At 60.7% G+C, this 24,869-nt stretch carries 23 protein-coding genes; 10 read left to right on the plus strand and 13 right to left on the minus strand.

What is annotated here, in order from left to right; translation table 11 throughout:
* The first annotated feature begins 36 nt into the window (after positions 1-36).
* The 5 genes from MLC59_RS01015 to MLC59_RS01035 all read left to right on the plus strand — a co-directional run bounded on the left by MLC59_RS01015 (position 37) and on the right by MLC59_RS01035 (position 6,476).
* On the plus strand, positions 37-1,659 hold the full coding sequence (locus MLC59_RS01015) for an acyl-CoA carboxylase subunit beta (RefSeq protein WP_248230157.1): 1,623 nt from the start codon (positions 37-39) through the stop codon (positions 1,657-1,659).
* Positions 1,660-1,729: 70 nt separating this feature from the next.
* Positions 1,730-3,736 carry an acetyl/propionyl/methylcrotonyl-CoA carboxylase subunit alpha gene (locus tag MLC59_RS01020; RefSeq protein WP_248230158.1) on the plus strand — a complete coding sequence of 669 codons (2,007 nt, stop codon included), beginning with the start codon at positions 1,730-1,732 and terminating at the stop codon, positions 3,734-3,736.
* An 18-nt stretch (positions 3,737-3,754) separates the two neighbouring features.
* A complete protein-coding gene (locus tag MLC59_RS01025) occupies positions 3,755-4,534 on the plus strand; it encodes an enoyl-CoA hydratase/isomerase family protein (protein WP_248230159.1) in 780 nt (259 codons plus the stop codon).
* Positions 4,535-4,709: 175 nt separating this feature from the next.
* Complete coding sequence (locus tag MLC59_RS01030; RefSeq protein ID WP_248230160.1) at positions 4,710-5,705, plus strand: NADPH:quinone oxidoreductase family protein; 996 nt, start codon at positions 4,710-4,712, stop codon at positions 5,703-5,705.
* A 3-nt stretch (positions 5,706-5,708) separates the two neighbouring features.
* Entirely contained in the window at positions 5,709-6,476 is a 768-nt protein-coding gene (locus tag MLC59_RS01035; RefSeq protein ID WP_248230161.1) for an SDR family oxidoreductase, read from the plus strand.
* Between the two features lie 70 nt (positions 6,477-6,546).
* On the opposite strand, the gene MLC59_RS01040 is transcribed toward MLC59_RS01035, so the two are convergent.
* The 10 genes from MLC59_RS01040 to MLC59_RS01085 all read right to left on the minus strand — a co-directional run bounded on the left by MLC59_RS01040 (position 6,547) and on the right by MLC59_RS01085 (position 17,229).
* Positions 6,547-7,707, minus strand: coding sequence for a C4-dicarboxylate TRAP transporter substrate-binding protein (locus MLC59_RS01040; protein ID WP_248230162.1), 1,161 nt, complete (start codon positions 7,705-7,707; stop codon positions 6,547-6,549).
* Positions 7,708-7,758: 51 nt separating this feature from the next.
* Positions 7,759-8,532 carry an SDR family NAD(P)-dependent oxidoreductase gene (locus MLC59_RS01045; RefSeq protein ID WP_248230164.1) on the minus strand — a complete coding sequence of 258 codons (774 nt, stop codon included), beginning with the start codon at positions 8,530-8,532 and terminating at the stop codon, positions 7,759-7,761.
* An 8-nt stretch (positions 8,533-8,540) separates the two neighbouring features.
* Entirely contained in the window at positions 8,541-9,890 is a 1,350-nt protein-coding gene (locus tag MLC59_RS01050; RefSeq protein ID WP_248230165.1) for a hypothetical protein, read from the minus strand.
* 85 nt (positions 9,891-9,975) lie between these two features.
* A complete protein-coding gene (locus MLC59_RS01055) occupies positions 9,976-11,157 on the minus strand; it encodes an ABC transporter substrate-binding protein (RefSeq protein ID WP_248230167.1) in 1,182 nt (393 codons plus the stop codon).
* Positions 11,158-11,220: 63 nt separating this feature from the next.
* The gene (locus tag MLC59_RS01060; RefSeq protein WP_248230170.1) at positions 11,221-13,119 is read right to left on the minus strand and encodes an AMP-dependent synthetase/ligase; all 1,899 of its coding nucleotides are present in this window, start codon (positions 13,117-13,119) and stop codon (positions 11,221-11,223) included.
* Positions 13,110-13,883 (minus strand): ABC transporter ATP-binding protein, encoded by a 774-nt coding sequence (locus MLC59_RS01065; RefSeq protein ID WP_091854843.1) that lies wholly within the window; start codon positions 13,881-13,883, stop codon positions 13,110-13,112. The genes MLC59_RS01060 and MLC59_RS01065 overlap by 10 nt, the downstream gene beginning before the upstream one ends.
* On the minus strand, positions 13,883-14,656 hold the full coding sequence (locus MLC59_RS01070; RefSeq protein ID WP_248230172.1) for an ABC transporter ATP-binding protein: 774 nt from the start codon (positions 14,654-14,656) through the stop codon (positions 13,883-13,885). Before MLC59_RS01070 ends, MLC59_RS01065 begins: the two co-directional genes overlap by 1 nt.
* A gap of 9 nt (positions 14,657-14,665) precedes the next feature.
* The gene (locus MLC59_RS01075; protein ID WP_091854848.1) at positions 14,666-15,742 is read right to left on the minus strand and encodes a branched-chain amino acid ABC transporter permease; all 1,077 of its coding nucleotides are present in this window, start codon (positions 15,740-15,742) and stop codon (positions 14,666-14,668) included.
* Positions 15,743-15,754: 12 nt separating this feature from the next.
* Positions 15,755-16,636: a branched-chain amino acid ABC transporter permease gene (locus MLC59_RS01080; protein WP_248230174.1), complete on the minus strand. Its 882-nt coding sequence runs from the start codon at positions 16,634-16,636 to the stop codon at positions 15,755-15,757.
* 215 nt (positions 16,637-16,851) lie between these two features.
* Positions 16,852-17,229, minus strand: a complete 378-nt coding sequence (locus tag MLC59_RS01085) for an EthD domain-containing protein (protein WP_248230176.1) — start codon at positions 17,227-17,229, stop codon at positions 16,852-16,854.
* A 252-nt stretch (positions 17,230-17,481) separates the two neighbouring features.
* On the opposite strand from MLC59_RS01085, the gene MLC59_RS01090 reads away from it, so the two are divergent.
* From MLC59_RS01090 to MLC59_RS01110, 5 genes are all read left to right on the plus strand, one after another.
* On the plus strand, positions 17,482-19,149 hold the full coding sequence (locus tag MLC59_RS01090) for a class I adenylate-forming enzyme family protein (RefSeq protein ID WP_248230178.1): 1,668 nt from the start codon (positions 17,482-17,484) through the stop codon (positions 19,147-19,149).
* A gap of 11 nt (positions 19,150-19,160) precedes the next feature.
* Positions 19,161-19,616: an FAS1-like dehydratase domain-containing protein gene (locus MLC59_RS01095; RefSeq protein ID WP_091854856.1), complete on the plus strand. Its 456-nt coding sequence runs from the start codon at positions 19,161-19,163 to the stop codon at positions 19,614-19,616.
* A 2-nt stretch (positions 19,617-19,618) separates the two neighbouring features.
* Positions 19,619-20,029: a hotdog family protein gene (locus MLC59_RS01100; RefSeq protein ID WP_091854857.1), complete on the plus strand. Its 411-nt coding sequence runs from the start codon at positions 19,619-19,621 to the stop codon at positions 20,027-20,029.
* A 61-nt stretch (positions 20,030-20,090) separates the two neighbouring features.
* Positions 20,091-20,876 (plus strand): glucose 1-dehydrogenase, encoded by a 786-nt coding sequence (locus MLC59_RS01105; RefSeq protein WP_248230179.1) that lies wholly within the window; start codon positions 20,091-20,093, stop codon positions 20,874-20,876.
* Positions 20,877-20,960: 84 nt separating this feature from the next.
* On the plus strand, positions 20,961-21,722 hold the full coding sequence (locus MLC59_RS01110) for a crotonase/enoyl-CoA hydratase family protein (protein ID WP_248230180.1): 762 nt from the start codon (positions 20,961-20,963) through the stop codon (positions 21,720-21,722).
* 59 nt (positions 21,723-21,781) lie between these two features.
* Here the strand turns inward: MLC59_RS01110 and MLC59_RS01115 are convergent, their stop codons facing one another.
* The 3 genes from MLC59_RS01115 to MLC59_RS01125 all read right to left on the minus strand — a co-directional run bounded on the left by MLC59_RS01115 (position 21,782) and on the right by MLC59_RS01125 (position 24,802).
* Positions 21,782-22,996 (minus strand): acyl-CoA dehydrogenase family protein, encoded by a 1,215-nt coding sequence (locus MLC59_RS01115; protein WP_248230181.1) that lies wholly within the window; start codon positions 22,994-22,996, stop codon positions 21,782-21,784.
* Between the two features lie 100 nt (positions 22,997-23,096).
* Positions 23,097-24,104, minus strand: a complete 1,008-nt coding sequence (locus MLC59_RS01120) for a zinc-dependent alcohol dehydrogenase family protein (protein ID WP_248230182.1) — start codon at positions 24,102-24,104, stop codon at positions 23,097-23,099.
* 134 nt (positions 24,105-24,238) lie between these two features.
* Positions 24,239-24,802 carry an MATE family efflux transporter gene (locus MLC59_RS01125; RefSeq protein WP_248230184.1) on the minus strand — a complete coding sequence of 188 codons (564 nt, stop codon included), beginning with the start codon at positions 24,800-24,802 and terminating at the stop codon, positions 24,239-24,241.
* Between the last annotated feature and the right edge of the window lie 67 nt (positions 24,803-24,869).

Raw genomic sequence — 24,869 nt, forward strand, 5'->3', positions numbered from 1 at the left:
CCAGTGAGGAATTCACGAACCTGGAATACCAAACCTATGGCAGTCATCGAGTCCAAACTATCGGTTGGCAGCGACACGTTTCGCGAGAATCAACAGGGTATGCTCTCTCTGCTGGAACGCATCCGCGAACTGGAAAACCGCACCCGGACCAAGTCCGAGGCTTCCAAGGAGCGCTTCGAGAAGCGGGGCCAGTTGCTGCCAAGAGAGCGTATCGCCCTGGTGCTGGATCCGGGTGCGCCCTTCCTGGAGCTGTCTACCCTGGCCGGTTATGGGCTGGATACCCCGGACCCGGACCAGAGTGTGCCCGGTGGTGGCGTGGTGGCCGGAATCGGCTACGTTTCCGGCGTAAGGGTGATGATTGCCGCCAACGACTCGGGCATTGATGCCGGCGCTATGCAAGCGATGGGTCTGGAAAAACAGCTGCGGGTCCAGGAACTGGCCCTCAAGAACAAACTGCCCTACGTCCAGCTGGTGGAGAGTGCGGGCGCCAACCTGCTGAAATACAAGGTGGACCAGTTTATACACGGCGGTACCCTGTTTGCCAACCTGACCCGCCTGTCGGCGGCCGGGCTGCCCGTGGTCACGGTCACCCACGGCTCGTCCACCGCAGGCGGTGCCTACCAGACCGGTCTGTCCGATTACATCATCATGGTTCGTGACCGCTCCAGGGCTTTCCTTGCCGGACCGCCCCTGCTCAAGGCGGCCACCGGTGAAATCGCCACCGAGGAAGAACTCGGTGGCGCCGAGATGCACACCAGCATCTCCGGACTGGGGGATTACCTGGCAGAAGACGACCGCGACGCCCTGCGCATGGTGCGCGAGATTGTCGCCCAGCTGGACTGGGATGGTGAGCTGCCGGAAGACAAGCCACGCTCCTTCCAGCCACCTCGCTATGACCGGGAAGAGCTGCTGGGCGTCATGCCCATGGACTACAAGCGTCCGGTGGACATGAAAGAGGTGATTGCCCGCATCGTGGACGACTCCTACTTCCTGGAGTTCGGTGCCAATTACGGGTCCTCCACTGTGTGTGGCCATGCCAAAGTTGAGGGGCTGCCGGTGGGCATCATCACCAATAACGGCCCCATCGACCCGGCCGGCGCCACCAAGGCGACCCACTTTATCCAGGCCTGCTGCCAGTCCCAGACGCCAATCCTGTACCTGAACAACACCACCGGCTTCATGGTCGGCAAGGAATACGAGCAGGCGGGCATCATCAAGCACGGCTCCAAGATGATCCAGGCGGTGACCAACGCCACCGTGCCCCAGATCACCATCTACTGTGGTGCCTCCTTCGGGGCGGGTAACTATGGCATGTGCGGGCGCGGTTTTGCGCCCCGGTTCTGTTTCTCCTGGCCCAACGCCAAGACCGCTGTCATGGGCGCCGAACAGGCCGCCAAGACCATGACCAACGTCACCGAAGCGGCCATGAAGCGCAAGACCGGCGAAGTGGATCACGACAAGCTCGCCGCCATGGAAAAGAAAATCGTAGACACCTTCGAGAGCCAGATGGATGTGTTCACTACCAGTGCCAGGCTCCTGGATGATGGTGTCATCGACCCTCGTGAGACCCGCTCGGTACTGTCCTACGTGCTGTCGGTCTGTCGTGACGCGGAGCGGCGTGAGCCCCAAAAGATGCAGTTTGGTGTGGCGCGCCCCTGACCCTGATGGAATCCCGGAACCCGGCCGGTATTGCCGGCCGCCCAAAGAATGAGAACGGTGTCTGACTATCATGACCACGACAACAGCAAGCAAACCGACCCCCTTTACCAAGGTGCTGGTCGCTAACCGGGGCGAAATCGCGCTCCGAGTTATCCGCTCCGCCCGTGAACTGGGTTACCGGACCGTAGCGGTCTATTCATCCGCAGACAGAAATGCCCGCCACGTTCGGGCTGCTGACCAGGCCGTAGCCATAGGCGGCGACCTGCCAGCGGACTCCTATCTGCGTATTGACCGGATTATCGAGGCAGCAAAGCTCAGTGGCGCCGATGCGATCCATCCCGGATACGGTTTCCTGGCTGAAAACCCGGAACTGCCGAAGGCCTGCAAAGAGGCAGGTATTGTCTTTGTGGGCCCGTCTGCCGAGTCCATTGTCTCCATGGGACACAAAGCGGGTGCCAAGCAACTGATGATGGATGCGGGGGTGCCCTGTGTGCCCGGTTACCAGGGTGAAGACCAGGACGAAGGGCGCCTCATAAAAGAAGCGGACAACGTGGGCTTCCCCATCATGATCAAGGCCACCGCTGGTGGCGGTGGCCGGGGCATGCGCCTTGTCGAGAAAGCGGAGGACTTTCCTGCCGCCCTGCGCAGCGCGCGGTCCGAGGCGGAAAGTGCCTTCGGTGACCCCGAAGTGATCCTGGAGCGGGCGATTATCAACCCGCGCCATATCGAAATCCAGATCATGGCGGACCGCTACGGCAACGCTGTTTACATCGGAGAACGGGATTGTTCTATCCAGCGCCGTCACCAGAAGGTGGTTGAAGAAGCCCCATCACCGGCGGTGTCGCCGGAGTTGCGGACGCGGATGGGCGAGACCGCCGTGACCGCCGTCAAGGCCATCCATTACGAAGGGGCCGGCACCCTGGAATTCCTGCTGGACCAGGATGGCAACTTCTACTTCATGGAAATGAACACTCGCCTGCAGGTGGAGCATCCGGTAACCGAGTCCATCACCGGGCTGGACCTGGTTGAGCTGCAGTTGCGGGTCGCCGCCGGCCAGCCGCTGCCCCTGAGCCAGGACGACATCGTGCTGAAGGGTCACTCCATTGAAGTGCGTCTGTGCGCGGAAAGCCCCAGTGAAGGGTTTATACCCCAGAGTGGCACCATGGCGCTGTGGCACATGCCTGACACCCTGAGGGTAGAGGATGCGGTGGAGTCCGGTTCCGAGATTCCGCCTTTCTACGACTCCATGATCGCCAAGCTGATCAGCACCGGGGCGGACCGGGAAGAGGCCCGCCGTCGCCTGGTCAGTGGATTGAAGGACGCTACCGCGCTGGGCGTGGAAACCAACCAGGCCTTTCTGAGTGCCTGTCTGGAGCACCCCACCTTTATCCAGGGGGAGGCGACCACGGCGTTCGTAGAAAATCACCAGGACGAACTGCTGGCAAGGGACCAGGGCACCGATGACCGCGCCCGGTTACTGGCCGCCGTGCTGCTGTATACCACCGACGCACAGGGTAGCTACGGTGGCTCGGTCAGCACCATTACCCATCGCCTGCCGATCATCTTCCGCTTCAGTGTTGGCGGGGAAGCCGCCGATGCAAGGGTGAGCAATCAGGGTAATGGCAGCTTCCGGATTCAACTGGACGACGACGCTGCTGAACTGACGCTGGATGCTGTGGACGGTGCCCGGGTGCGATTCACCTGCCAGGGACTGTCGGAAACCGCGGAGATGATTCGTACGGGTTCCCGCCTCTACCTGCGCTACCGCGGTGAGTCCTACCGTGTGGATGACCATACCCATGAGGCCGCCGTTGCCGGTGACGAAACCGGTGATGGCGTCATCCGCGCCTCCATGAACGGCCGGGTGGTGGCCCTGCATGCGGGTGAGGGCGACACAGTCGAAGCCGGCCAGCCGGTGGTTGTGCTGGAAGCCATGAAGATGGAACACGTCCACGTGGCGGCAGTGGCAGGCACGATTGTGTCGCTCACGGTCAGCGAAGGGGAACAGGTCACCGCTGGCAAGGTGATTGCGGAAATTACCCCGGCTGAAAGTGCTGCAGCGGCCGAAAGCAACTGATCAACCAGGAGTGCCATGATGTCTGAACAAGAAGCTGTCTTGCTGGAACAGAAGGGTGCGGCCCTGTGGATCACCATCAACCGGCCCGAGAAGCGCAATGCGATCAACAATGACGTCATTGCCCGCATTCGTGAAGGCTATCTGAAAGCCGAGTCCGATCCGGACATCCGCGTCATTGTGCTGACGGCTGCCGGAGAGAAGGCATTCTGCGCCGGCGGTGACCTTCAGCCGGGTCAGGGCTTTGCCTTTGACTACTCAAAGCCGAATGCCGAATACGCCGATCTGTTCCGGCTGGCGGTGAACACCACCACGCCCTGTATCGTGCGGGTAAACGGCGTCTGTATGGCGGGCGGCATGGGCCTGCTCTGCATGGGTGATATGGCCGTCGCCCACAGCAACGTAAAGTTCGGCCTGCCAGAGGTCAAAGTGGGCCTGTTTCCCATGCAGGTACTCAGCCTGATGCAGCGCCTGGTACCCCGGCGTGTGCTACGGGAATGGACCCTCACCGGCGAGCCGTTCACCGCAGACGAGGCATTGCAGCATGGCCTGCTGAACCATGTGGTGGCGCCGGAGGAACTGGATGCCAAGGTGGACTGGCTGATCGATCGCCTGACTGACAAGTCACCGACTGCTATCCGCCGCGGCAAGTACGCCATGAAGGCTATTGAAGATATGAGCTTCGAGCAGGCCATTGCCTATACCGAAACCCAGCTGGCCACCATGACCCTGACGGAAGATGCGAAAGAGGGAATGGCCGCGTTCAATGAGAAGCGTGCTCCCAGTTGGCCCGGCCGCTGAAGGCACCAGGCTTTATCCCGGGTTGTTGTATATTCTCCTGAGCGACGCTTACCCCACCTTTGTGTGGGGTTTTTTATTTTCGTCCTGCATAGCCAGTCAGCACAAGAACCCAACCCCGTAGCGGCCTAGAGTCGAAGACGACTATCCAGAACATGCAACAGGGAACAATCACAATATGAAAGCCGTTCTATGCAAGCAGTACGGTCCGCCCGAGGCGCTCACCGTGGAGGACGTGCCTTCTCTGGAACCGGCGGAGGGTGAGGTGATTATCTCGGTACACTCCTGTGCCGCGAACTTCCCCGATACCCTGATCATCGAGGGCAAGTACCAGTTCAAGAGGCCTTTTCCCTTTGTTCCTGGCGGAGAGGTGGCCGGCACTATCAAATCCGTGGGGGCCGGTGTTGAAGGCTTTGCTCCCGGCGACCGGGTTATCGGTATCCCGGGCTGGGGCGGATTTGCCGAGGAGGCACCTGTGGCAGCCAGTAAGGTCGTGCGACTTCCGGATGGCGTCAGCATGGACGCTGGTGCAGCGCTGGTTATCACCTATGGCACGACCCACTATGCCCTCAAGGACCGGGCCCACCTGCAGCCGGGCGAAACCCTGCTGGTGCTGGGGGCCGCGGGTGGCACCGGCCTGTCGGCCATTGAACTGGGCAAGGTGATGGGTGCCCGCGTGATTGCCGCCGCCTCCACCGATGAAAAGCTGGAAATTTGCCGCAAGCACGGCGCCGACGAAACCATCAATTACAGCAACGAAGACCTGCGGGACCGCATCCGGGAGCTGACCGACGGACGTGGCGTGGATGTGGTCTACGACCCGGTGGGCGGCGAGTACAGTGAGCCAGCCCTGCGGGGTATGGCCTGGAACGGCCGCTTCCTGGTGATCGGTTTTACCACCGGGAACATCCCGAAACTGCCCCTGAACCTGACCTTGCTCAAGGGCTGCTCACTGGTGGGGGTCTTTTATGGCGCCTTCCAGGACAGGGACCCGGCACGGTTCCGCGAACTGATGGATGAACTGACCGGCTGGCTCGCCGATGGCCGGATTGCCCCCCGGATCACCGCGCGCTACCCGCTGGAGGAAACCGCCAGGGCGCTGATCGACCTGAAGGAGCGCAGGGCCACCGGAAAGCTGATTGTCTATACCGGGCGTGGGCGCGATGGAGGCTGAGCCATGGAGCTGAACGGTAAGGTCGTCGTTGTAACCGGTGGGGCCAGTGGTATCGGAGCGGCAATGGTTCGTCGATTTGCGGCGGAAGGTGCCAGGGGCGTGGTGGTTGCCGACCGGGACATCGAAGCAGCAAGCCAGGTTGCGAAGGATATCTCTGGCCTGGCGGTGCAGGTAGATGTCAGCGTTGCCACCGACATTGAGCGGGTTGTGGATGTGGCCACAGCTCAGTATGGCCCGGTTGACCTGTTCTGCTCCAATGCGGGTATCGCGGTGCCCGGCGGTATCGAACTGCCGGACGAAGTCTGGAACCAGACCTGGGACGTCAATCTGATGGCCCATGTGCATGCTGCGCGTACGCTGGTACCCCGCATGCTGGAGCGGGGCAGCGGATACTTGCTGAACACCGCATCCGCTGCCGGCCTGCTGTCCCAGTTTGACGCACCCTATGCGGTCACCAAGCACGCTGCTGTCAGCTTTGCGGAATGGCTTGCCATCACCTATGGCGCGCGCGGTATCGGTGTCAGTTGCCTGTGCCCGGGCGCTGTCGACACCCCGATGTTTCGCAGCGCTTCCGAGGTACGGCAGGAACTGATGTCCGGTGGCCATGAACTGACCGCTGACGATGTTGCCCAGACCGTCGTGGATGGTCTGCGAGACGAGCGTTTCCTGATCCTGCCCCACGAGGAAGTGCTGACCTACTACCAGTCCAAGGCAGAGGATATCGACCGCTGGCTGCGGGGTATGCAGAAACTGCATGCAAAGGCTGACTGAGTAACCAGCCGAGCGTTGGCGATACGTTGGCAGGAGGTGGGCCTGCCCCGGCAGGCCCACCTGTTATCGGTCACTGACCATAGTTCTCCACGTCCACTTTTGACAGTACCTCTTCCCAGTAGATTGCTGCCAGGTCTTCGGCGTCATTCAGCTCCGCCGTATCCATCAGTTTGATCCACTTTTCAACAATGGGCCGAAGGATTTCGATCTTGGCATCGGCATTAGCCATGCCATATTGCTCGCTGTAATTGCTGGCAATCCTCGGAACGTCATCTTCTACGAACGTCCGGGACGCTGTCACCAGCTCATCCGATGGCTCATGAATTGTCACACCGCTGTCCCTGGCCTCCGCGAAATCCCTGTCACCATAGGTCTGGTAGCGCCAGGTTACGTCAGCCATAAGGTGGCTGGCCGCCTTGAGCAAATCCTCGCGATGCTCGGCAGAGAGATCCTGCCACGGGGAAAGGCCGACACTGACCGAACCGCCGGAGAAAACACCACCAGGTATGCCCACGGTGATGTCAGTCACCACATCCTTGAGTCCGAAATTACCAAGTTCCGGGTTGGATTGAACCGTGCAGTCCACCACCCCCTGTTCCAGGGCCTCGTAGACCTCGTTTCCGGACAGGGAAACGCTGGTTGTGCCAAAGTGTGAAGCCCAGCGTGACCACTGGGCCCCGGCAACCCGCAGTCGTTTACCTTTCAGGTCTTCGGGTGTCTCGATGGGGCTGGTACAGAGCAACTGGTACTCGGGGGTCGCGCCCATGGGCAGGTAGATCTGGCCCTGTTCGATGAAGTCCTGCACGCAGTCTTCGCAGTTCAGCAGCAGAAACTCACCCATGACGCCGGCATAGACCATGCCCTGGCGTCCCTTTGCGCGGGAGTCCAGTGCCAGCAGCATGGTCAGCTCCGCTGCCATGTTCGCGTGGGGGTATTGCCTGGGATAGTAGGGTGTCAGCACATTACCGATGTCGGCAATGCCGTCGCGGACACCGTCGGACATCTCGGCGAGGTTCAGCAGTGACATGGCGTAGCTCTTGGCGGTTACCTCGCCACCGGTTTCCTCTGCCAGCTTGTTGGCGAAAGTGGTCGCCGCATCATCTGCGGCAGAGTTGGGCGGGAATCCCAGTGCATAGCTGAGTTCCTTTGCCTGGCCGGTCATGGTGACGGCAAGGCCGCTGGCCAGGGCGATCGGGAGAAGGGCTTTTCGGAGTCGGGGGGATACAGGCATGGTTTGCCTCCGTTATTGTCGTTGTTGTACCGCAGGTCAGGTTCTCCCTGGTCAGGATTTCAGGGCTTTACGGCTCCCCAGAACTACGGTATTCAGTGCAGCGCCGCCATCGATCAGGATGTCGACGCCGTTGATGTAACCGGCCAGGTCGGAACACAGGAAGGCAATCAGGTTTGCCACTTCTTCGGGCTCACCAACACGGCCGGTGGGAACCAGGCGGATGGCCTGGTCAAAGATTTCCTGTGGCATGGCCATGACATTCTCGGTGCCGATGACGCCGGGAAGAATGGCGTTGCAGGTAACGCCCTTGCCCGCAAACTCAAGGGTGACGTTCTGGGTCAGTCCCAGCACGCCGGCCTTGGAAGCGGCGTACCCGGCCTGGTTAAACAGGCCACCGCGGGCCGCTGCCGAGGAGATATTCACAATACGGCCCCATCCTCGCTCGGCCATGCCGGGGGCAATGGCCTGGATCAGGTTGAAGGGGCCGCTGAGGTTTACTCCCAGTTCCCTCTGCCAGGCTTCCGGTGCCATACGGCTGATAGGAGCAATGTTCTTCACGATACCGGCGTTATTGACCAGGATGTCAATGTGGCCGAGTTCTCCCTCAACGGATGCCACGGCCTCCCGCACTGCCTCGTTGCTGGACACGTCGGTCTTGCGATAGGTTGCCCTGCGTCCCAGCAAGCGCACTTCCTCTACCGTGGCGGCTGCCTGGTCATCAATGTCCAGGATGGCAATATTGGCACCCAGTTCGGCCAGCCGGTTTGCGGCGGCCCGTCCCAGTCCCCTTGAACCACCCGTGATCAGGGCGGTCTTTCCTGTCATTGATATCATCACTTGTTCTCCAGGTTGCGAGCGGGTATCGCCCGGTCAGGGGATGTCCAGTCCAGACCGATCTGCGCCGGCAGCGCAGGGTCCATGGCGGCCCGGTCGGCGTTTTTCTTGTAGCTGAGCTGGCGGCAGGCCTGCCCCGGTTTCTGCTGAGCGTGCCCGTCAATCACAAAGAATCTGGGGTTGGAGCCTTCGGGTCCGTCCTTGAGCTGGGCGCGGTTCGAGGCTGCACAGTGGGTGCAGTAGGTTGGTGCCTGGTGGCGGTTGAAGTTGATGTTGTGGGGTTCGGCCATGGTCGGCGAAAGCGGCTCCCCATAGTGGAACATGTCCCGCCACATCTCGCCCCGGAACAGTCGCCCGCCACTGCCACAGGGGTCGAGCCGGAACACGAAACGGTCGTCTTCTTCCGTTACCGAAAAATCCGCGCAGTGGTAGTTCCAGGTCTTGGCAACTTCCTCGAGCAGCTCCTGGTCGCTCAATGCACTGTAACGGGGAAACCCGGCGTCAAAGGCCGGTTCGTAGGTCTGGGCCAGCATTTCGTCCAGGTAGTCGGCGCCGCCCTTGTCCAGTGCCGTGGCGTAGAAATACTCCAGCCACACCACACCGAAGTCATGCCATGGCTGCCATTCCTTGCGCTGTCCCCTGAGCAGCGGCTCAATGTCGGTCTCGCCGGCGTCCAGCTTTTCCCGGGCCAGCTGAACCCGGGTTTTCGGCAGGGTCTCAAGCTCCTGGTCGGTGAACAGCCGGCTTCCCTGACTGCTACGCTTGCGGAAGCGCATGCGGCAATGGCCATCCTCGCCCTTTTCGGTGGTCCAGACGTCCTCGCCCAGGGACTCATTCAGGGCCCGCTGGCATGCCTTGCAGCCCTGGCAGAAGGTGCTGATGCCATCGCTCCAGCGTCCATACCAGTCCGGGTGACGGTCGGGTAGTCCCTGCCGGTCGAGCTTGCCGCCACTGCCGCAGGGCGCCAGGTCCAGGACGACCTCGGCGTCGGTTTCCTGTAATGCGTTGAGGTGGGCGTCGCCCTGATATCGATAGATGCTGACCAGGTCAGCGAAAGCGTCCTTCTCGTCGCCTTCGCGCAACTGGGCATGCCAGGTTTTCATCAGTTGCTGGCCGATGACTTCCAGCAGCCGGCGGGCCTCGGCTTCGCCAAAATCTTGTCTGAGCTTGCCCATTTTCCGGGCCAGGGCATGGGCCGAGAGGGCATCAAGCCCGGCGTGGCCCTGTGCCATCCGGTCAAGCCAGCTCCGGACAGAATCCAGGTCGTCCGCCAATAGCGCGTCCAGCGCATGCTCTTCAAAGGGAAGGATCAGGTCGTCGATCTGCTGCTGGGTAAATTGTCTGGACATGGTCAGAATCTCCCCGGAGGTATTCAGACGGTTCAAATGGAGGAGAAGTGAAGGTGGAAGGGAATGCCTTCCACCCACTGTGTGGTCAAGGTGTTTCGAGGGCCCCGGACTGGCGAATCCAGATGCCGTCCTGTACCTGGAACAGGCTGGCGGTAGCGGCACCGTTACGGGTTTCTTCATCGAAGTAGTAATCCGCGCCGAACAGGTCCGGTGCCTCAAGCTGTTTCAGTTGGGCGACCAGGCTGTCCACGGTCAGATCTTCTCCGGCTGCTGCGGCGGCCCGGTTGAACAGTTCCACCATGGTGTAACCCAGCACCGAGAATCCGTCCGGTTCGGCACCGAACTTTTCTTCGTAGGCGACTGCCCATTCACGCAGCTCTTCAGACTCACTGCTCGCTGCGTAGGGGATTTCGACCCCGGACATGGCGTAGTAGCCTTCGACAGCCTCACCACCGAGTTTTGGCAGCTCGGTGGTGTAGGAGGCCGCGCTGCCGAAGAAGGCAGGGCTCCAGCCACGGGTCCGGGCTTCGTTCATGATGCCCACGGGCTCCCGCAGGGCGGCCCCGATAACCACCAGGTCACAGTCGGCGGCCATGAGCTTTGCGACACCAGAGGAGAAGTCTGTGGAGCCCCGCTGGAAGGAGGTGGTTTCGACCATTTCCTTGCCGAGTTTCTCGAGACCCGCCTCCGCCCCCTTGAGAACCTCTGTACCGAACTCGTCATCCTGGTAGATGGCGCAGGGGCGCTCGAAGGAGTTCTCCTCCATCATGTACTGGATGCCCGCTTCCATTTGTCCGTCATAGGTCGCCACGGACGCCCACTGCAGATCGTTAATCGGGGTATAGGTCTGGCGGGCAGCACTGAAGGGAAACAGACTGGGTACGTTGTTCTTGGTCAGTTCCGGAATGGTAGCCATGGCGGTGGCGGAGCCCATTACGCCCATCATGGCGAAGATGCGGTCCCGCTGAATCATTCGCTGGGCAGCAAGCAGGGCGCGCCTGGGCTGATAGCCGTGATCGTCAACGACGAGGCGTATTTCCCGTCCGTTTATGCCCCCCTCGGCATTGAGCTCGTCGACACGCATGGTCATGCCGTCGAGGGATTTTTTACTGAGGGCAGCCAGTGGGCCGCTCAGGTCCTGGATGGTGCCAATGGTGATCTGGTCATCGGTCACACCCTGGGTCCTGGCACCGGCCGGCAGGCTGACCAGTGTGGTCAGGCCTACGGTGAGTGCACAGGCGAGCTTGATACCGTTTGTTGTTGTCATGGTTCAGTACTCCTGCCACGTCAGTGGCGGTTGCTCGGTGGAAGACCCGGTGGTCTTGCCGGGTCAGTACATGCTGTTGATCAGGTCCTTGTATTTCTCGCTGATCACCTTTCTTTTCAGTTTCATGGTCGGGGTCAGTTCTTCGTCCTCGGCGGTCAGGGCCTTGTCGATAATGCGGAATTTCTTGACCTGCTCGACCCGGGCAAAACGCTGGTTCACCCTGTCAACTTCTTCTGAAATCAGGGTTACGATCTCCTCGGCCCGGCACAGGCTGCCGTAGCTGGAGAAAGGTATGGCGTTTTCCTGGGCGTAGTGTTCGGCGTTGTCCTGGTCCAGCATGACCAGGCAGGTCAGGTAGGGGCGCGCGTCCCCGATGATCACCGCATCGGTGATGTAAGGGCTGAACTTGAGCTCGTTCTCGATCTCCGTGGGCGTGACGTTCTTGCCCCCGGCGGTGATGATGATGTCTTTCATCCGGTCCGTGATTTTGAGGAAGCCGTCTTCATCCAGTTCGCCCACGTCGCCGGTGTGGAGCCAGCCATCCCTGATGGTTTCGGCGGTCTTTTCCGGCAGGTTAAGGTAACCCTTGAAGACAATGTCTCCCCTGACCAGGATTTCCCCCTCGTCGGAGATGCGGATCTCCACTCCCGGCATGGGTTTGCCGACGGTGCCCGGTCGGGACTGGCCTGGTGTGTTGGCCGTGGCAAAGCCGGAGGTTTCGGTCTGGCCCCAGCCTTCCACCAGGTCGACGCCCAGCGCCAGGTACCATCGAATCAGTTCCGGGGAAATTGGCGCCGCACCGGTTACCAGTACCCGTGCCCGGCCGATGCCGATCATGCGTTTGACGTTGCCCAGGACCAGCCAGTCCAGTAGCCGGAACCACAGGGCCTGCCCAAGGCGGGGTTTCCGTTTTTCCAGCCGGCAGGCGGCCATCCGGTGACCGGCGTCGATGGCAATCCGGTAGCAGAAGCGTTGCAGGGCCGTGGCTTCAGCCAGTTGAACGCGGATGGCCGAATAGAACTTCTCCCATACCCGGGGCACGGCCCCGACCATGGTGGGCGATATCTCCCGCACGTTTTCCGGCACCGTCTCGAAGTTTTCCACGAAGTTCAGGCGAACCCCCGCATGCATGGAGGTATAGCAGCCGGCGATGCGTTCGCCCACATGGCACATGGGCAGGAATGCCATGCGTTCATCACCCTCGAACATGGGCACCGCCGTCAGCCAGGCCCGGACATTGGCGAGTATATTGTGATGGCTGATCTCGGCACCCTTGGGCTTGCCGGTGGTGCCGGAGGTGTAGACCAGTATCGCGGTGTCGTCCGGCTGGATATCCCGTTGCCGGCTCCACCATAGCTCACGGATGTCAGGAGACTGCTGCTGTCCCAGGGTCTGCAGGGCTTCCAGGCTCATCACCTGGGGGTCATCAAGGTCATGGAGCCCCTTCATATCGAAGACAATGACCTTTTCCAGCAGGGGCAGGGCATGGCGCACCTGGAATACCTTGTCCAGCTGCTCTTCGTCTTCCACGAAAATGAAGCGGGAGGCGGAGTCCTGCATCAGGAATTCCACCTGGCTGGCTGCGTCTGTGGGGTAAATGCCGGAACAGATTCCGCCGGCGCCGAGTATGGCGAGGTCAGCGTAAAGCCACTCGCGCACGGTATTGGCCAGTATGGACGCCCGGTCCCCCGGGCCGAGGCCCAGGGCGATCAGTCCGAGGCCGAGGTCCGTGACGAATTTTTCGGCGTCGTGCCAGGTGACTTCCTGCCAGATGCCGAATTCCTTCTGGCGTAGCAGGATATCGGCTCCCCGTTTTGCACAGGCAGCCTGGAACATTTCCGGAACGGTTCGGGTGTTCCCTATCGTCATGGCTTGGGTATCCGGCATGCCGGCTTCACCTCTTGGCTGGCCAGAAGCCTGGACCGCCCGGTCCATCCCCTGGCTGTCGGTTTTCATGCCCATTTGCGTGTCTTCTTCCAGCGGCGGCGTTCAACACCGGTTTCTTCTTTCTGGCCCAGGTAGAACTCCTGTACCCCCTCATCCTGGAACAGCTTTTCGCAGGGGCCCTCCATCACGATCCTCCCGGACTCAAGGACGTAGCCATGGGAGGCCGTTTGCAGGGCAATGCTGGCGTTTTGCTCAACCAGGAGAATCGTCGTACCCCAGTCCCGGTTGATGCGTCGGATGATGGTGAAGATTTCTTCGGTCAGCTTCGGAGAAAGGCCCAGGCTGGGCTCATCCATCAACAGTACCGAGGGACGGGCCATCATGGCGCGCCCTATCGCAAGCATCTGCTGCTGACCGCCGGAGAGCTTGCCGGCCTCCTGTTTTTCCCGGTCCTTGAGTATGGGGAAGTAGCGGTAAACCGCTTCCAGATCCTCCAGGGCCTCGACCCGACTGGTACGGGTATAGGCCCCGAGCCAGAGGTTCTCGCGAACGGACAGCAGTGGGAAGACCTGGCGACCCTCCGGCACGTGCGCAATACCCATGCGGACGATCAGGTCGGCGCGCTTGCCACCAATGGCTCTTCCCAGGTAGTGGATACTGCCTTTGCGGGGGTCAACGATGCCGGAAATACACTTGAGAATGGTGGTCTTGCCGGCGCCATTGGCACCAAGGATGGTCGCTATGGTGCCCTCCTGGATACTGAGGGAGACGCCCCGAAGGGCCTGCACCGAACCATAGGACGCTTCCAGGTTCTTGATCTCGAGCACGGTATCAGTCATTACGCCACGTCCTCCCGGGTTCCCAGATAGGCTTCCGCAACGGCCAGGTTTTCCTGGATTTCCCGGGCGGTGCCTTCTGCCAGTACACGACCGTTGCTGACCGCAAGGACCCGGTCTGACACCTGGCTGACCAGGCGCATATCGTGCTCGATCATCACCACGGTAATCCCCAGCAGGTTACGGATGTCTTCGATCCAGAAGCTCAGGTCGTCGGTTTCCTCCACGTTGAGCCCGGAAGAGGGCTCATCCAGCAACAGGATGCGAGGCCGGGCGCACAATGCCCGTCCCAGTTCAATAAGCTTCTGGACACCATAGGGCAGGTTGCCCACGACGCTGTCGCGGTAATGCTGCAGATTGAGCAGGTCGATCACCTGTTCCACCGCTTCCCGGTGCTCGATCTCGGCCCGCCGTGTCGCCGGTGTGAACAGCATCTGCTGCCAGAGACGGGTGCGGGAGTGGCAGTGACGTCCCACCAGCAGGTTCTGGAGGACGGTTTCGTGTTCGAACAGTTCGATGTTCTGAAAGGTCCGCGCCAGCCCAAGGTGGGTGAGATCCTGGGGTTTCCTGGCAGACAGGTCGTTACCATCGAACCAGATGCGGCCGGAAGAACTGCGATAGATCAGGCTGATCATGTTGAAAATAGTGGTCTTGCCCGCTCCGTTAGGGCCGATGATGGTATAGATCTCACCTTCCCCGACCCGGAAACTCACATCGTCCACGGCCCGGATGCCGCCAAACTCCATGGACAGGTTCTCAACCGTCAGTAAGGCCATGGTGTCCTCCTAGCTCAGCCGGTCCGATTTGACGTAACTTTTTTCGCGCTTCATCAGGCCCTTGCGATAGAGCGGGAAGAGCTGGAACCAGGTGCGTATCTTCACCCAGCGCCCATAGAGCCCGGCAGGTTCGAGCAGTACGAACAGAATCAGGATAGCCCCGAAGATGGTGGGCTGCAGGCCTGGTTGATAGGCCAGGCTGGAGGGCAGGTACTCCCTCAAAATGGCGATGAACTCCGGCAACATGGTCATGAAAAGTGCGCCGAGAAAGGCACCGTGCAGCGAACCCATGCCTCCGATCACAATGATCATCAGCAGCTCAATGGAAACGAAGACGCCGAACTGCTCCGGAGAGATGAACTGGAGCTTGTGGGCGTACAGGGCGCCGGCCAGGCCGGTTATGGCTGCCGAGATGACGAACGCCAGGGTTTTGTAGCGGGCCAGCCCGATACCCATGCTGCGGGCCGAGATTTCCGAGTCACGAATTGCCACGAAGGCCCTGCCGGTGGGGCTCCTCAGCAGGTTTTTCAGGATCAGCAGGGTCAGGCCGGTCAGACCCAGTGCCAGGTAATAGAAACCGGATTCCGAGTCCAGGGTAACGCCAAGCAGTGTCACTGGCTCGAGAAGCAGGCCCATGGAGCCGCCCGTCACGCTCTCCCATTGCTGGAGGGTAACCTCGACAATGAAACCGAAAGCCAGGGTCGCAATGGCCAGGTAGATACCCTTGAGGCGCAGTGCTGGTAGCCCCACGACGAATCCGGCCGCAGCAGACACGGCCATGGCCATGGGCAGCGAGACCACGAAAGGAACGCCGCGGGCTGACAATACGGCTTCGGTGTAGGCGCCCACCGCGAGGAACGCCGCATGCCCCAGCGAAATCTGCCCGGTAAAGCCGGACAAGAGCATCAGCCCCAGCCCCACAATGGCGTAGATGAGGACAAAGCTGGCCTGCGAGAGGTAGTACTCGCCCAGCAGCAGAGGCAGGACAAGCAATACCACCCCCAGGGCCAGGTACCAGCCCATGGTGATCCGGTCCTTGAACAGGCGGATGTCCTGGTTGTATGACGTCTTGAAAAGGAATCGCATCAGTCGGCCCGCCTAGACTTTCTTGGTCAGTTTTTCACCAAACAGACCGTTTGGTCGGATAATCAGAACCGCCAGCAGCACCACGTAGGCTGAGACATCCTTGATGCCGTCCGGCAGGTAACGCCCGGAAAGCGCCTCCACAATGCCGATGATCAGGCCGCCAACAATCGCTCCGGGAATGCTGCCAAACCCTCCGATGACCGCAGCGGGAAAGGCCTTGAGGCCGATCAGTCCCATGTTGGCGTGAACAAAGGTGATGGGCGCCAGCAGAATACCGGCAATGGCGGCGACGGCAGCGCTGATACACCAGATCAGGGTATTGACCCTGGCGACCGGAATGCCCATGTAGTGGGCCGCAAGCTGGTTCTGCGAAATGGCCTGCATGGCCACACCCATGCGTGTATAGCGGAAGAAGGCGAACAGCAGTACACAAAGCACAATCGTCACCAGGATGATCATCAGGTGACCGGCGGACAGCACCAGCTCACCGAAGGCAACGGTCTGGTCTGCATAGGGGGTGGGCAGGCGGTGGGTCAGGGTGCCCCAGCCGGGGATGAGGCTGGCAAGCCCCCGGGCAAAGAACCCGAGGCCAATGGTGATCATCACGATGGAGAAAATAGGCTGTCCGAGAACCGGGCGTATCACGGCCCGCTCGACCGCACCACCAATCAGGGCCATCGCCAGGACGGCGAGCACTACGCTCAGCCAGAAGGGCATGAACTGCAGTCCGCCCATGGTCAGGGCAATGAAGGCGCCGAACATCATCAGCTCGCCCTGGGCAAAGTTCACCACTTCCGTGGCCTTGTAGATTAACACAAAGCCCAGTGCCACGAGGCCGTACACGCAGCCAATGGCGATACCACTGAGTATCAGTTGCAGGAATTCATTGAGCACAGTTTGTCCCCCGTCTTGGCTCTGTTATGCGTTCCCTCCGGGCACTTGGGTGCCGGGGGTTCAGGAACCGGATTCGCTCAGAGCGGGGTTGCCACCGCGCTCAGGGAGCCGGTGGGGACGCCTGTGACTTTAGGGACGATCGGGTCTTGATGGGTTGTTGTCATTATTGTTCTCACGCCAGTCGGTTATGGGTTGTTATTGTTGTGTTGTTATTTTCAGGCCCCGTTGCCTATGAATTCCCTTTCTTCCGAAATCCACAGGGGCGACCGGGCCAGATCGATGAAGCGGGCCTCATCTTCAATCAGTGCCTTGCCAGCCGCCCTGCCTTCGGGCGACGCGCCCTTCTCTGCCATTTCATTCAAGTCTGAAAACCACAATTCTGCAACGCCATCGAACGCCTCTGGTGCACCACGGGCTTCGGCAATCTTTGAGAGCTGGGGGGCGGACAGGGTGTAGCTCTGGACATAGCGCTGGATGCCAAGGGCCTGGGCATGCTTTTGCACCAGGGGTGCGTGCTGGTTGGCCCAGTAATCCCGGAATGCTTCCAGGGACATCCCCGGCTTTCTTCGCAGGCAGAAAATCAGCTTTACCATCGACAATCTCCTTCAGCTGTTGGGCCAGAATAGGGAGGTTGATCTGCCTGTGACTTGCGTCAGGTGGCTATGGGTCGTTCAGCTTCCAAATGTTTTTGTTTTGAACACGGGCGGGCCTCTCAGGCAGCCAGTAGGCACAAGTGTGGCTGTCTCCCGGCTGTTAACTTGAAGGCCGGGAATGGTGAGGAACAGTTGCAACGCATCCATGTGGCCTTCCCTTGATCCCCCCATCGACCTGGTAACGGAGTGCCCATGACACTCGCGGAGAGATCCCTTCACAACCGCTGGTACGACAACACAACCCAGGCGCTGTTTGCCGAAGTCTGTGCCGCTCAGCCGGACAAGGTTGCCATCGTTTTCGAGGGCGAGGAGATCACCTATCGCGTTCTGCAGGAACGGGTTAACCAGTTGTCCCAGGGTTTGATCAGCCTTGGCGTAGGCAAGGGGGATGTGGTCTCCGTATTGCCCAGCCCGACGCCGGAGTTTGCGTGCCTGTACTTTGCGACGCTTCAGCTGGGAGCCATCATCAATCCGCTGAACCTGCTGTGGGGCGTCCTTGAATTCCAGGGTGTGTTGCCCCGTAACAATCCCAGGGTGATCGTCACGGTCGATCACTATGCTGACCGGGATTATATCCGCACACTGAAAGAGTCAATTCCTGACTTACAGGTTGAAGGGGCGCGGGTTTCCTCTGAGGCAATTCCTGCACTTACTCACATGGTGTGCCTGAGCCGCCAGCAGCTGCGTCATGACGGTTTCCTGGATTTCAGTGACCTGGAACAGCGTGGTGCGGACTGGGACCAGGCGACATTCGACCGGCTGATCACAGAGGGTCGTCCCACCGATATCCAGTTTATGTGCCAGACCTCGGGTACCACCGGGCTCTCCAAGAGCGCCCTCTGGGATCATCGGCCCCCGTTGGCGACGGCCCATTTCGGTGCCAGGAACCTTTGTTACCAGGAAGGCGATTCCTACATCAATCTCAGCCCCTTCTATCACAACAGCGGTTTGTTCGGACTCAATCTCAGTCTGACCCTGGCTGGTAGCACACTGCATCTGATGGAACAGTTCCGGCCGGAACAGGCGCTGAAAATCATCGACAAGTACAAGGTAACGGCGACCTTCGGCTTCGATTCCCACTGGCAGGGACTGTTCCGTGTACAGGGTTTCGACGGGTATGACTTCACCATCTCCAAGGCGGTGCTTGCCGGTGAGCCCCGAAGCTACGACCTGGTCAAGGAGATGTGCCCGGAAGGCGCGACCATCAACAATCTCTATGCCCAGACCGAGAATGGCCCGCTGGTTTCGCTGGCGGAACATGACTGCATGGATTACCGCATCAAGAAGTACACCCATGGCCGGCCCCTGTCGGGGGTTGAAGTGGTTATCAAGGATCTGGAAACCGGTGACCGGGTTATCCAGGGCCAGCCAGGGGAAATCTGTTACCGCAGCCCCTTCCTGTTCCGGGGCTACCATCGCCAGGAAGAAGAAACCCGGCAGTCCTTTGACGAGGAGGGCTACTTCCACAGTGGTGATTACGGAACCTTCGATAACGGCTATATCACCTTCCTCGGCCGGCTCGGTGGCGTGCTGAAAACCGGCGGGGAGAACGTCTCTACCGTGCGGGTGACCAACCTGCTGCTTGAGGTGTTCCACGAAGCGTTCGATGACGTCAAGACCATTGGTGTGCCGGATGATTACTGGGGATCGAAGATCGTTGCCTTTGTCAGGCCCCGGGCCGGACACACCCTTGGTTCAACCCGGGACATCCGGGAAGCCTGTAAGGGCGTTATGGCGATCTACGAGATACCGCAGGAATTTCTGGAATGGGAGGGCGCCTGGCCGGTGACGCCTGAGGGCAAGATCGATTTCCGAAAACTGGATGCAGAAGCCAGATCCCGTCTCGGGCTGGACCATTGAGGAGTTTAACCATGGCGTTGCTGACACCGGAACTCAATGCGGCGGTCGGGCGCCAATTACCCCCCGTCAGTGCAGAAGTGACCCGCCGCGAAATCTGCAAATACTCGGCCGCTACCGGCCAGCGCCTGCAGCGGTTTATCGATGGGGATGAGGCGCCCCCCATGTTTCTGTTTGGACTTTTCCTGCCCATATTGCCGCGGGAGCAGTTGGGCCATGATGGCCTGCCACCGGACACGGGGCTGGTGCCGGAACTGCCCCTAAAGCGGGTGATGGCCGGGGGCACACAGCAGACCTGGTTCCGGGGCATCTATCCCGGTGATGTTCTGGTTTCCCGCCAGACACTGGTGGACCTGTTCGAAAAGGAAGGGGCGCAGGGGCCGCTGATCTTTGCGGTGGTTGAGAACCGTGTTGAAACCGAAGCGGGGGAGCCGGTCATGACGGAGCACTCCACCCGCATTGCGAGGTAACCATGAAGCTATCCCGGGTTCATGTCGGCGACCCATTACCGGAGCGGGCGTTCAAGCCGGATGAGGTGCAGTTGTTCATGTACAACGCCGCCATCTGGAACCACCACCGGATCCATTATGACCACCCCTACACCACTGGTGAGGAGGGCCACCCTGGCATCGTGATTGACGGCCCGCTGCAGGGGGATTTCCTGACCCAGCTGGTGCTGGAGTGGGTGGGCACAGATGGCGTCCTGTCGGGCTTTGAATACAGCAACCGGAAGGCGGCCTATATCGGAGAAACGCTGCGCGCCCGTGGGCGCATAACGGAAGTCCGGGAGGCCGACGGGGAGGTCGACGTCGAGCTCGCCATTGTGAACGAGGCCGGAGAAGTCATAACGCCGGGGAAGGCGAGCGTGAGGCTCCACCAGTGAGCCAGCAGGCCGCCCACATCATCCCGACAACAACAAACTGCGTTCATCAAAGGGGGAAACCATGACCGCACAGCTACCACCGGAACTGGCATCGGCCTTCAGCCTGGAGGGTAAGGTGGCCCTGGTTACCGGGTCGACCATGGGGATTGGCGAAGCGACCGCCCGTGTGCTTGCCCAGGCAGGTGCCCATGTGATCATCAGTAGCCGCAAGCAGGATGAGTGCGATGCCATTGCTGCCGGCTTTCGTCAGCAGGGGCTGAGTGCTGAAGGGCGTGCCTGCCATATTGGCCGTATGGAGGATATCGAAGCCATGTCTGCCTGGCTGAAAGAGGAACATGGCGGCCTGGATATCCTGGTCAACAACGCAGTGCTCAGCCCCTGGCGAACCATTGAGGACACGGAGGTGGGCCTGTTCACCAAGACCGTCGAGGTGGACCTGAGAGGCTACTGGTTTATGTCGGTGGAAGCGGTAAAGTTGATGCGCCTGAAAGGCGGCGGCAGCATCGTCAACCTGGCCTCCGTCGCTGCCCTGCATCCGGACCGGATGCTGAGCCTTTATTCCACCCTCAAGACTGCCCTGATCGGTATGAGCCGTTCGTTCGCCCTTGAGTTCGGTGGAGAAGGCATCCGGGTCAATACCGTTCTGCCCGGCGTCATCCAGACCAAGCTGGCGGATGCCTTTGACGCCGATACCAAGAAACGCATTGTTGAGAAGACTACCGTCAAGCGTCTGGGTGAGCCTGAGGATATCGGGTACTCGGTGCTTTATCTGTGTAGCAACGCCGGCGCCTATGTCAGCGGCACCAACCTGGTGGTCGATGGCGGGTTTTCGGTTGCGTTGATGTAGGGGAAAGATCGTCGGTTTGACCGAGGCGCGGTAGTTCACGACGTGATGAGATATCAGTCCCCATCAATAACAAGAGAAACAAACATGAGCGTGATCGAACTGAAAGTCGAAGATGGCGTTGCCATCATTACCCTGAACCGTCCGGAGGCAAAGAACGCCATCAACCAGGCGGTTGCCGAGACCATGGACAAGACCCTGGATGAGCTTGAAGCCAGGGACGACGTGCGAGTGCTGATCCTGACCGGTGCCGGCGGCTCCTTCTGCGCCGGTATGGACCTGAAGGCCTTTGTGGCCGGTGAGAAGGTCGTCACTGATGAAAAAGGCTTCGCCGGTTTCGTGCAGGCAAAACTGAGCAAGCCGGTTATCGCTGCTATCGAGGGCTATGCCCTGGCCGGTGGCTGCGAGCTGGCCCTCAGTTGCGACCTGATTGTCGCGGCTAACAATGCCAAGTTCGGCCTGCCGGAAGTGAAGCGTGGCCTGGCAGCGGGTGCTGGTGGTCTGCTGCGACTGCCCCGTCAGCTGCCGTACCGGGTGGCCATGGAGCTCGCCCTGACCGGTGATATGGCGGACGCCCAGCGGATGTATGACCTGGGGCTGATCAACCGGCTGGTCAATGCGGGTGAGGCCATGTCTGGCGCCCTGGAACTGGCCCGCGCCATCGCTGTCAATGCGCCCATGTCACTGAAGGCGACCAAGAATGTGATCGCACAGCAGCAGGACTGGTCCCTGGACGAGATGTTCGATCGCCAGGCTGAGCTGATTGCCCCGGTGATGAAGTCGGAGGATGCCATCGAGGGTTCGCGCGCGTTTGCGGAGAAACGTGCCCCGGTGTGGAAGAATCGCTGAGTCTCAGTGAGTTGTGAAAAGGCCCGCTAAACCGCGGGCCTTTTTCTTGGGCGTGATTTCTAGGGGCTGGTAACGGGGTGTTTCTTCAGCTCCAGCCGGCCCAGCTGGTTGCGGTGGACCTCGTCAGGGCCATCCGCAATCCGCAGGAATCGCGCTACCGCGTAGGCGGCGGCAATGCCGTGGTCATTGATTACCCCGGCACCACCGTGGGACTGCATCACCCAGTCGATGACCTTGCAGGCCATGTTGGGCGCGGCAATCTTGATCATGGCAATTTCAGCCTTTGCGACCTTGTTGCCCACGGTATCCATCATGTACGCCGCTTTCAGGGTCAGCAGGCGGGCCTGCTCGATGGCGATGCGGGACTCGGCTATCCTCTCCAGGGTGACCGTCTGGGTGGACACTGGCTGGCCAAAGGTTACCCGCTGCTGGGTGCGCTGGCACATCTGCTCGAGCATCCGCTCTGCCAGGCCGATCAGGCGCATGCAGTGGTGGATGCGGCCGGGCCCCAGGCGGCCCTGGGCGATCTCGAAACCGCGGCCCTCACCCAGTAGCATGTTGCCGGCGGGCACCCGCACATTGTTGAATTTCACCTCGGTGACCCGGTCCAGGGTGTCGTAGCCGAATACCGGTAGCGGCCGCACAATCTCCACGCCTTCGGCATCCCGGGGCACGATGATCATGGACTGCTGCTTGTGCCGGTCCGGGTTGTCCGGGTCGGTTTTGCCCATGAAGATGAACAGGGCGCAGCGGGGATCGGTAGCACCGGAGCTGAACCACTTGTGGCCGTTGATGACGTACTCGTCGCCATCCCGCGTAATGGACGACTGGATATTGGTGGCATCGCTTGAAGCCACTGCCGGCTCGGTCATGGCGAAGCAGGAGCGGGTCTTGCCCTCCAGCAGCGGTTCCAGCCAGGTTTTCTTCTGCTCATCGGTGCCGTAGCGGGCCAGCACTTCCATATTGCCGGTGTCCGGTGCGCTGCAGTTGAAGACTTCCGGCGCAAAGGCAACCCGGCCCATGATCTCGCACAGGGGAGCGTATTCCAGGTTGGTAAGACCAGCACCGTGCTCAGACTCCGGCAGGAACAGGTTCCACAGCCCTGACTCCCGGCCAAGGGCCTTGAGCTCCTCGAGTTTCGGGGACACCTTGTAGGGCCCAAGCGAACGGATTTCTTCGATGATGGCAGTTTCGTTGGGATAGATATGCTCGTCCATAAAGGCCTGCAGCTTTTCCTGCAGACCCCGGACCTTGTCGGTGTAATCGAAATTCATGGGGGCATCCTCGCGATTGTTGTCCCACGAGGCTGACACCGGCGCCCCGGCTTGTCTTGTGTCAGGGCGCTGCCGGTGTGCCGCCACCCATCACTGGCCGTCAGAAATCCAGGCAGATCTTGCCAAAGTGCCTGCCTGCTTCTTCGTGGCGGAAGGCTTCTGCAATTTCTTCCAGCGGGAATGAGCGGTCAAGCACCGGGTGCAGGTCATTCGCTTCAATGGCGCGGACCATGTCCTGCTGTTGGGCCCGGCTGCCGACGATCAGCCCCTCCAGCCGCGCCTGCTTTGCCATCAGCTTTGCCGTTGGAACGTCCCCGGTGCGGCCGGTGAGCACGCCGATCAGCGAGATGTGGCCGCCGATGCAGACCGCATCAATGGACTGGGGCAGGGTGCCCGGGCCGCCTACTTCGATGACATGGTCCACACCCTGGCCACCGGTTAGCTCCAGCACACGCTGGCCCCACTCGGGTGTCGCCTTGTAGTTGATGGTGTGGTCGGCTCCCATCGCAGTGAGCTTCTCCAGCTTGTCATCGGACGAAGAGGTTGCAATGACTCTCGCCCCCATCATCTTTGCGAATTGCAGGGCAAAGATGGACACGCCGCCGGTACCGAGCGTGAGCACAGTATCCCCGGCCTTCAGCCCGCCGTTGACCACCAGCGCACGCCAGGCGGTCAGGCCCGCGGTGGTCAGGGTGGCGGCTTCGGCGTGGCTGTAGCCTTTCGGCGCCAGGGTAAAGGCGCTTTCCGGTGCCACAACCTGCTCCCGGGCGTAGCCATCGACTCCGTCGCCCGGGGTTGTGCTGAAGTTGGCGATGGGGGCAGGGCCGGTCAGCCACTCCGGAAAGAAGGTCGAAACCACATGGTCGCCTACCTGGAAGTCCTTCACTTCCGGGCCGACCGCTTCCACCACACCGGCACCGTCTGACATGGGAATGCGGCCATCGTCGGTGGGAATGCGACCGGTCACCACCGAGTAATCATGGTAGTTCAGGGAACTGGCGTATATCCGTACCCGTATTTCGCCGGGGCCAGGATCACCGGGTTCAGCGCCTGTGGTGACGCTTAGCTGATCCAGTCCGCCGGGTTTGGCCAGGGTAGCGAGTTTCATAGCACCTCCGGTTGAGGGTTGATCGGTTGTCTGGATTGTCAGGGACTTACGTCAGCATAGGGTAAGGGCGCGGGGGCAACAAGGCACGCCGGCCGGAGTGGAGCCGGCCGGCGGACTTTGCTGCAGCTGGGTTGTCACCCGGCAGGGACGCCCCGGCGCCAGGCGCCAAGGCGCAGGGCACTGGCCGTAATCGCGCCGAACAGCAACATACCGGCGGCGATACAGGCGTAGACCGCATCCAGTCCCATTCCGAATCCGTAAGCCACCAGCGAGGCGCCACCAATGGCGACGACAAACCGGACCAGGGCAGCAAAGACCGGCCACTGGATAAAGCCCGCTCCCTGGGAACCGAAGTAGAGGGCAAGCCCCAGCCCCTGGAACAGGAATACCGGGCCCACGATCTGCAGGAACCTGGCACCTGCGCTGAACGTTTCCGCATCATCGGTAAACAGGCCAACCCAGAGCCCCGGTGCGACTGCCAGCAACAGGCCGATGCTGCCAGTCAGCACCGCCGCAAGCGCGCCACCGGTCCAGCCCACCTGCTCGGCCCTAGCCACCCGGCCAGCGCCCACATTGGTGCCAACGATCGCGGTCATGGCGGCGCCAATACCGAACACCATCGGAATCAACAGGAACTCCAGCCGGGCGGCAATGCCATAGCCGGCTAGGAGTCTGCGCGGCAGAAGTATTTTGAGCAAGTGACCCCGCCGCGTCGAATCACAGTTCGGCCCGAGAACGTATCCACAATATCCAGCCGAATAGAGT

Source organism: Marinobacter bryozoorum, from assembly GCF_023156245.1.
Taxonomy (GTDB): domain Bacteria; phylum Pseudomonadota; class Gammaproteobacteria; order Pseudomonadales; family Oleiphilaceae; genus Marinobacter; species Marinobacter bryozoorum.

Coding starts and splice junctions, on each gene's coding strand:
- MLC59_RS01015 (WP_248230157.1), top strand. CDS start 37: ATGGCAGTCATCGAGTCCAAACTATCGGTTGGCAGCGACACGTTTCGC.
- MLC59_RS01020 (WP_248230158.1), top strand. CDS start 1,730: ATGACCACGACAACAGCAAGCAAACCGACCCCCTTTACCAAGGTGCTG.
- MLC59_RS01025 (WP_248230159.1), top strand. CDS start 3,755: ATGTCTGAACAAGAAGCTGTCTTGCTGGAACAGAAGGGTGCGGCCCTG.
- MLC59_RS01030 (WP_248230160.1), top strand. CDS start 4,710: ATGAAAGCCGTTCTATGCAAGCAGTACGGTCCGCCCGAGGCGCTCACC.
- MLC59_RS01035 (WP_248230161.1), top strand. CDS start 5,709: ATGGAGCTGAACGGTAAGGTCGTCGTTGTAACCGGTGGGGCCAGTGGT.
- MLC59_RS01040 (WP_248230162.1), bottom strand. CDS start 7,707: ATGCCTGTATCCCCCCGACTCCGAAAAGCCCTTCTCCCGATCGCCCTG.
- MLC59_RS01045 (WP_248230164.1), bottom strand. CDS start 8,532: ATGACAGGAAAGACCGCCCTGATCACGGGTGGTTCAAGGGGACTGGGA.
- MLC59_RS01050 (WP_248230165.1), bottom strand. CDS start 9,890: ATGTCCAGACAATTTACCCAGCAGCAGATCGACGACCTGATCCTTCCC.
- MLC59_RS01055 (WP_248230167.1), bottom strand. CDS start 11,157: ATGACAACAACAAACGGTATCAAGCTCGCCTGTGCACTCACCGTAGGC.
- MLC59_RS01060 (WP_248230170.1), bottom strand. CDS start 13,119: ATGGGCATGAAAACCGACAGCCAGGGGATGGACCGGGCGGTCCAGGCT.
- MLC59_RS01065 (WP_091854843.1), bottom strand. CDS start 13,883: ATGACTGATACCGTGCTCGAGATCAAGAACCTGGAAGCGTCCTATGGT.
- MLC59_RS01070 (WP_248230172.1), bottom strand. CDS start 14,656: ATGGCCTTACTGACGGTTGAGAACCTGTCCATGGAGTTTGGCGGCATC.
- MLC59_RS01075 (WP_091854848.1), bottom strand. CDS start 15,742: ATGCGATTCCTTTTCAAGACGTCATACAACCAGGACATCCGCCTGTTC.
- MLC59_RS01085 (WP_248230176.1), bottom strand. CDS start 17,229: ATGGTAAAGCTGATTTTCTGCCTGCGAAGAAAGCCGGGGATGTCCCTG.
- MLC59_RS01090 (WP_248230178.1), top strand. CDS start 17,482: ATGACACTCGCGGAGAGATCCCTTCACAACCGCTGGTACGACAACACA.
- MLC59_RS01095 (WP_091854856.1), top strand. CDS start 19,161: ATGGCGTTGCTGACACCGGAACTCAATGCGGCGGTCGGGCGCCAATTA.
- MLC59_RS01100 (WP_091854857.1), top strand. CDS start 19,619: ATGAAGCTATCCCGGGTTCATGTCGGCGACCCATTACCGGAGCGGGCG.
- MLC59_RS01105 (WP_248230179.1), top strand. CDS start 20,091: ATGACCGCACAGCTACCACCGGAACTGGCATCGGCCTTCAGCCTGGAG.
- MLC59_RS01110 (WP_248230180.1), top strand. CDS start 20,961: ATGAGCGTGATCGAACTGAAAGTCGAAGATGGCGTTGCCATCATTACC.
- MLC59_RS01115 (WP_248230181.1), bottom strand. CDS start 22,996: ATGAATTTCGATTACACCGACAAGGTCCGGGGTCTGCAGGAAAAGCTG.
- MLC59_RS01120 (WP_248230182.1), bottom strand. CDS start 24,104: ATGAAACTCGCTACCCTGGCCAAACCCGGCGGACTGGATCAGCTAAGC.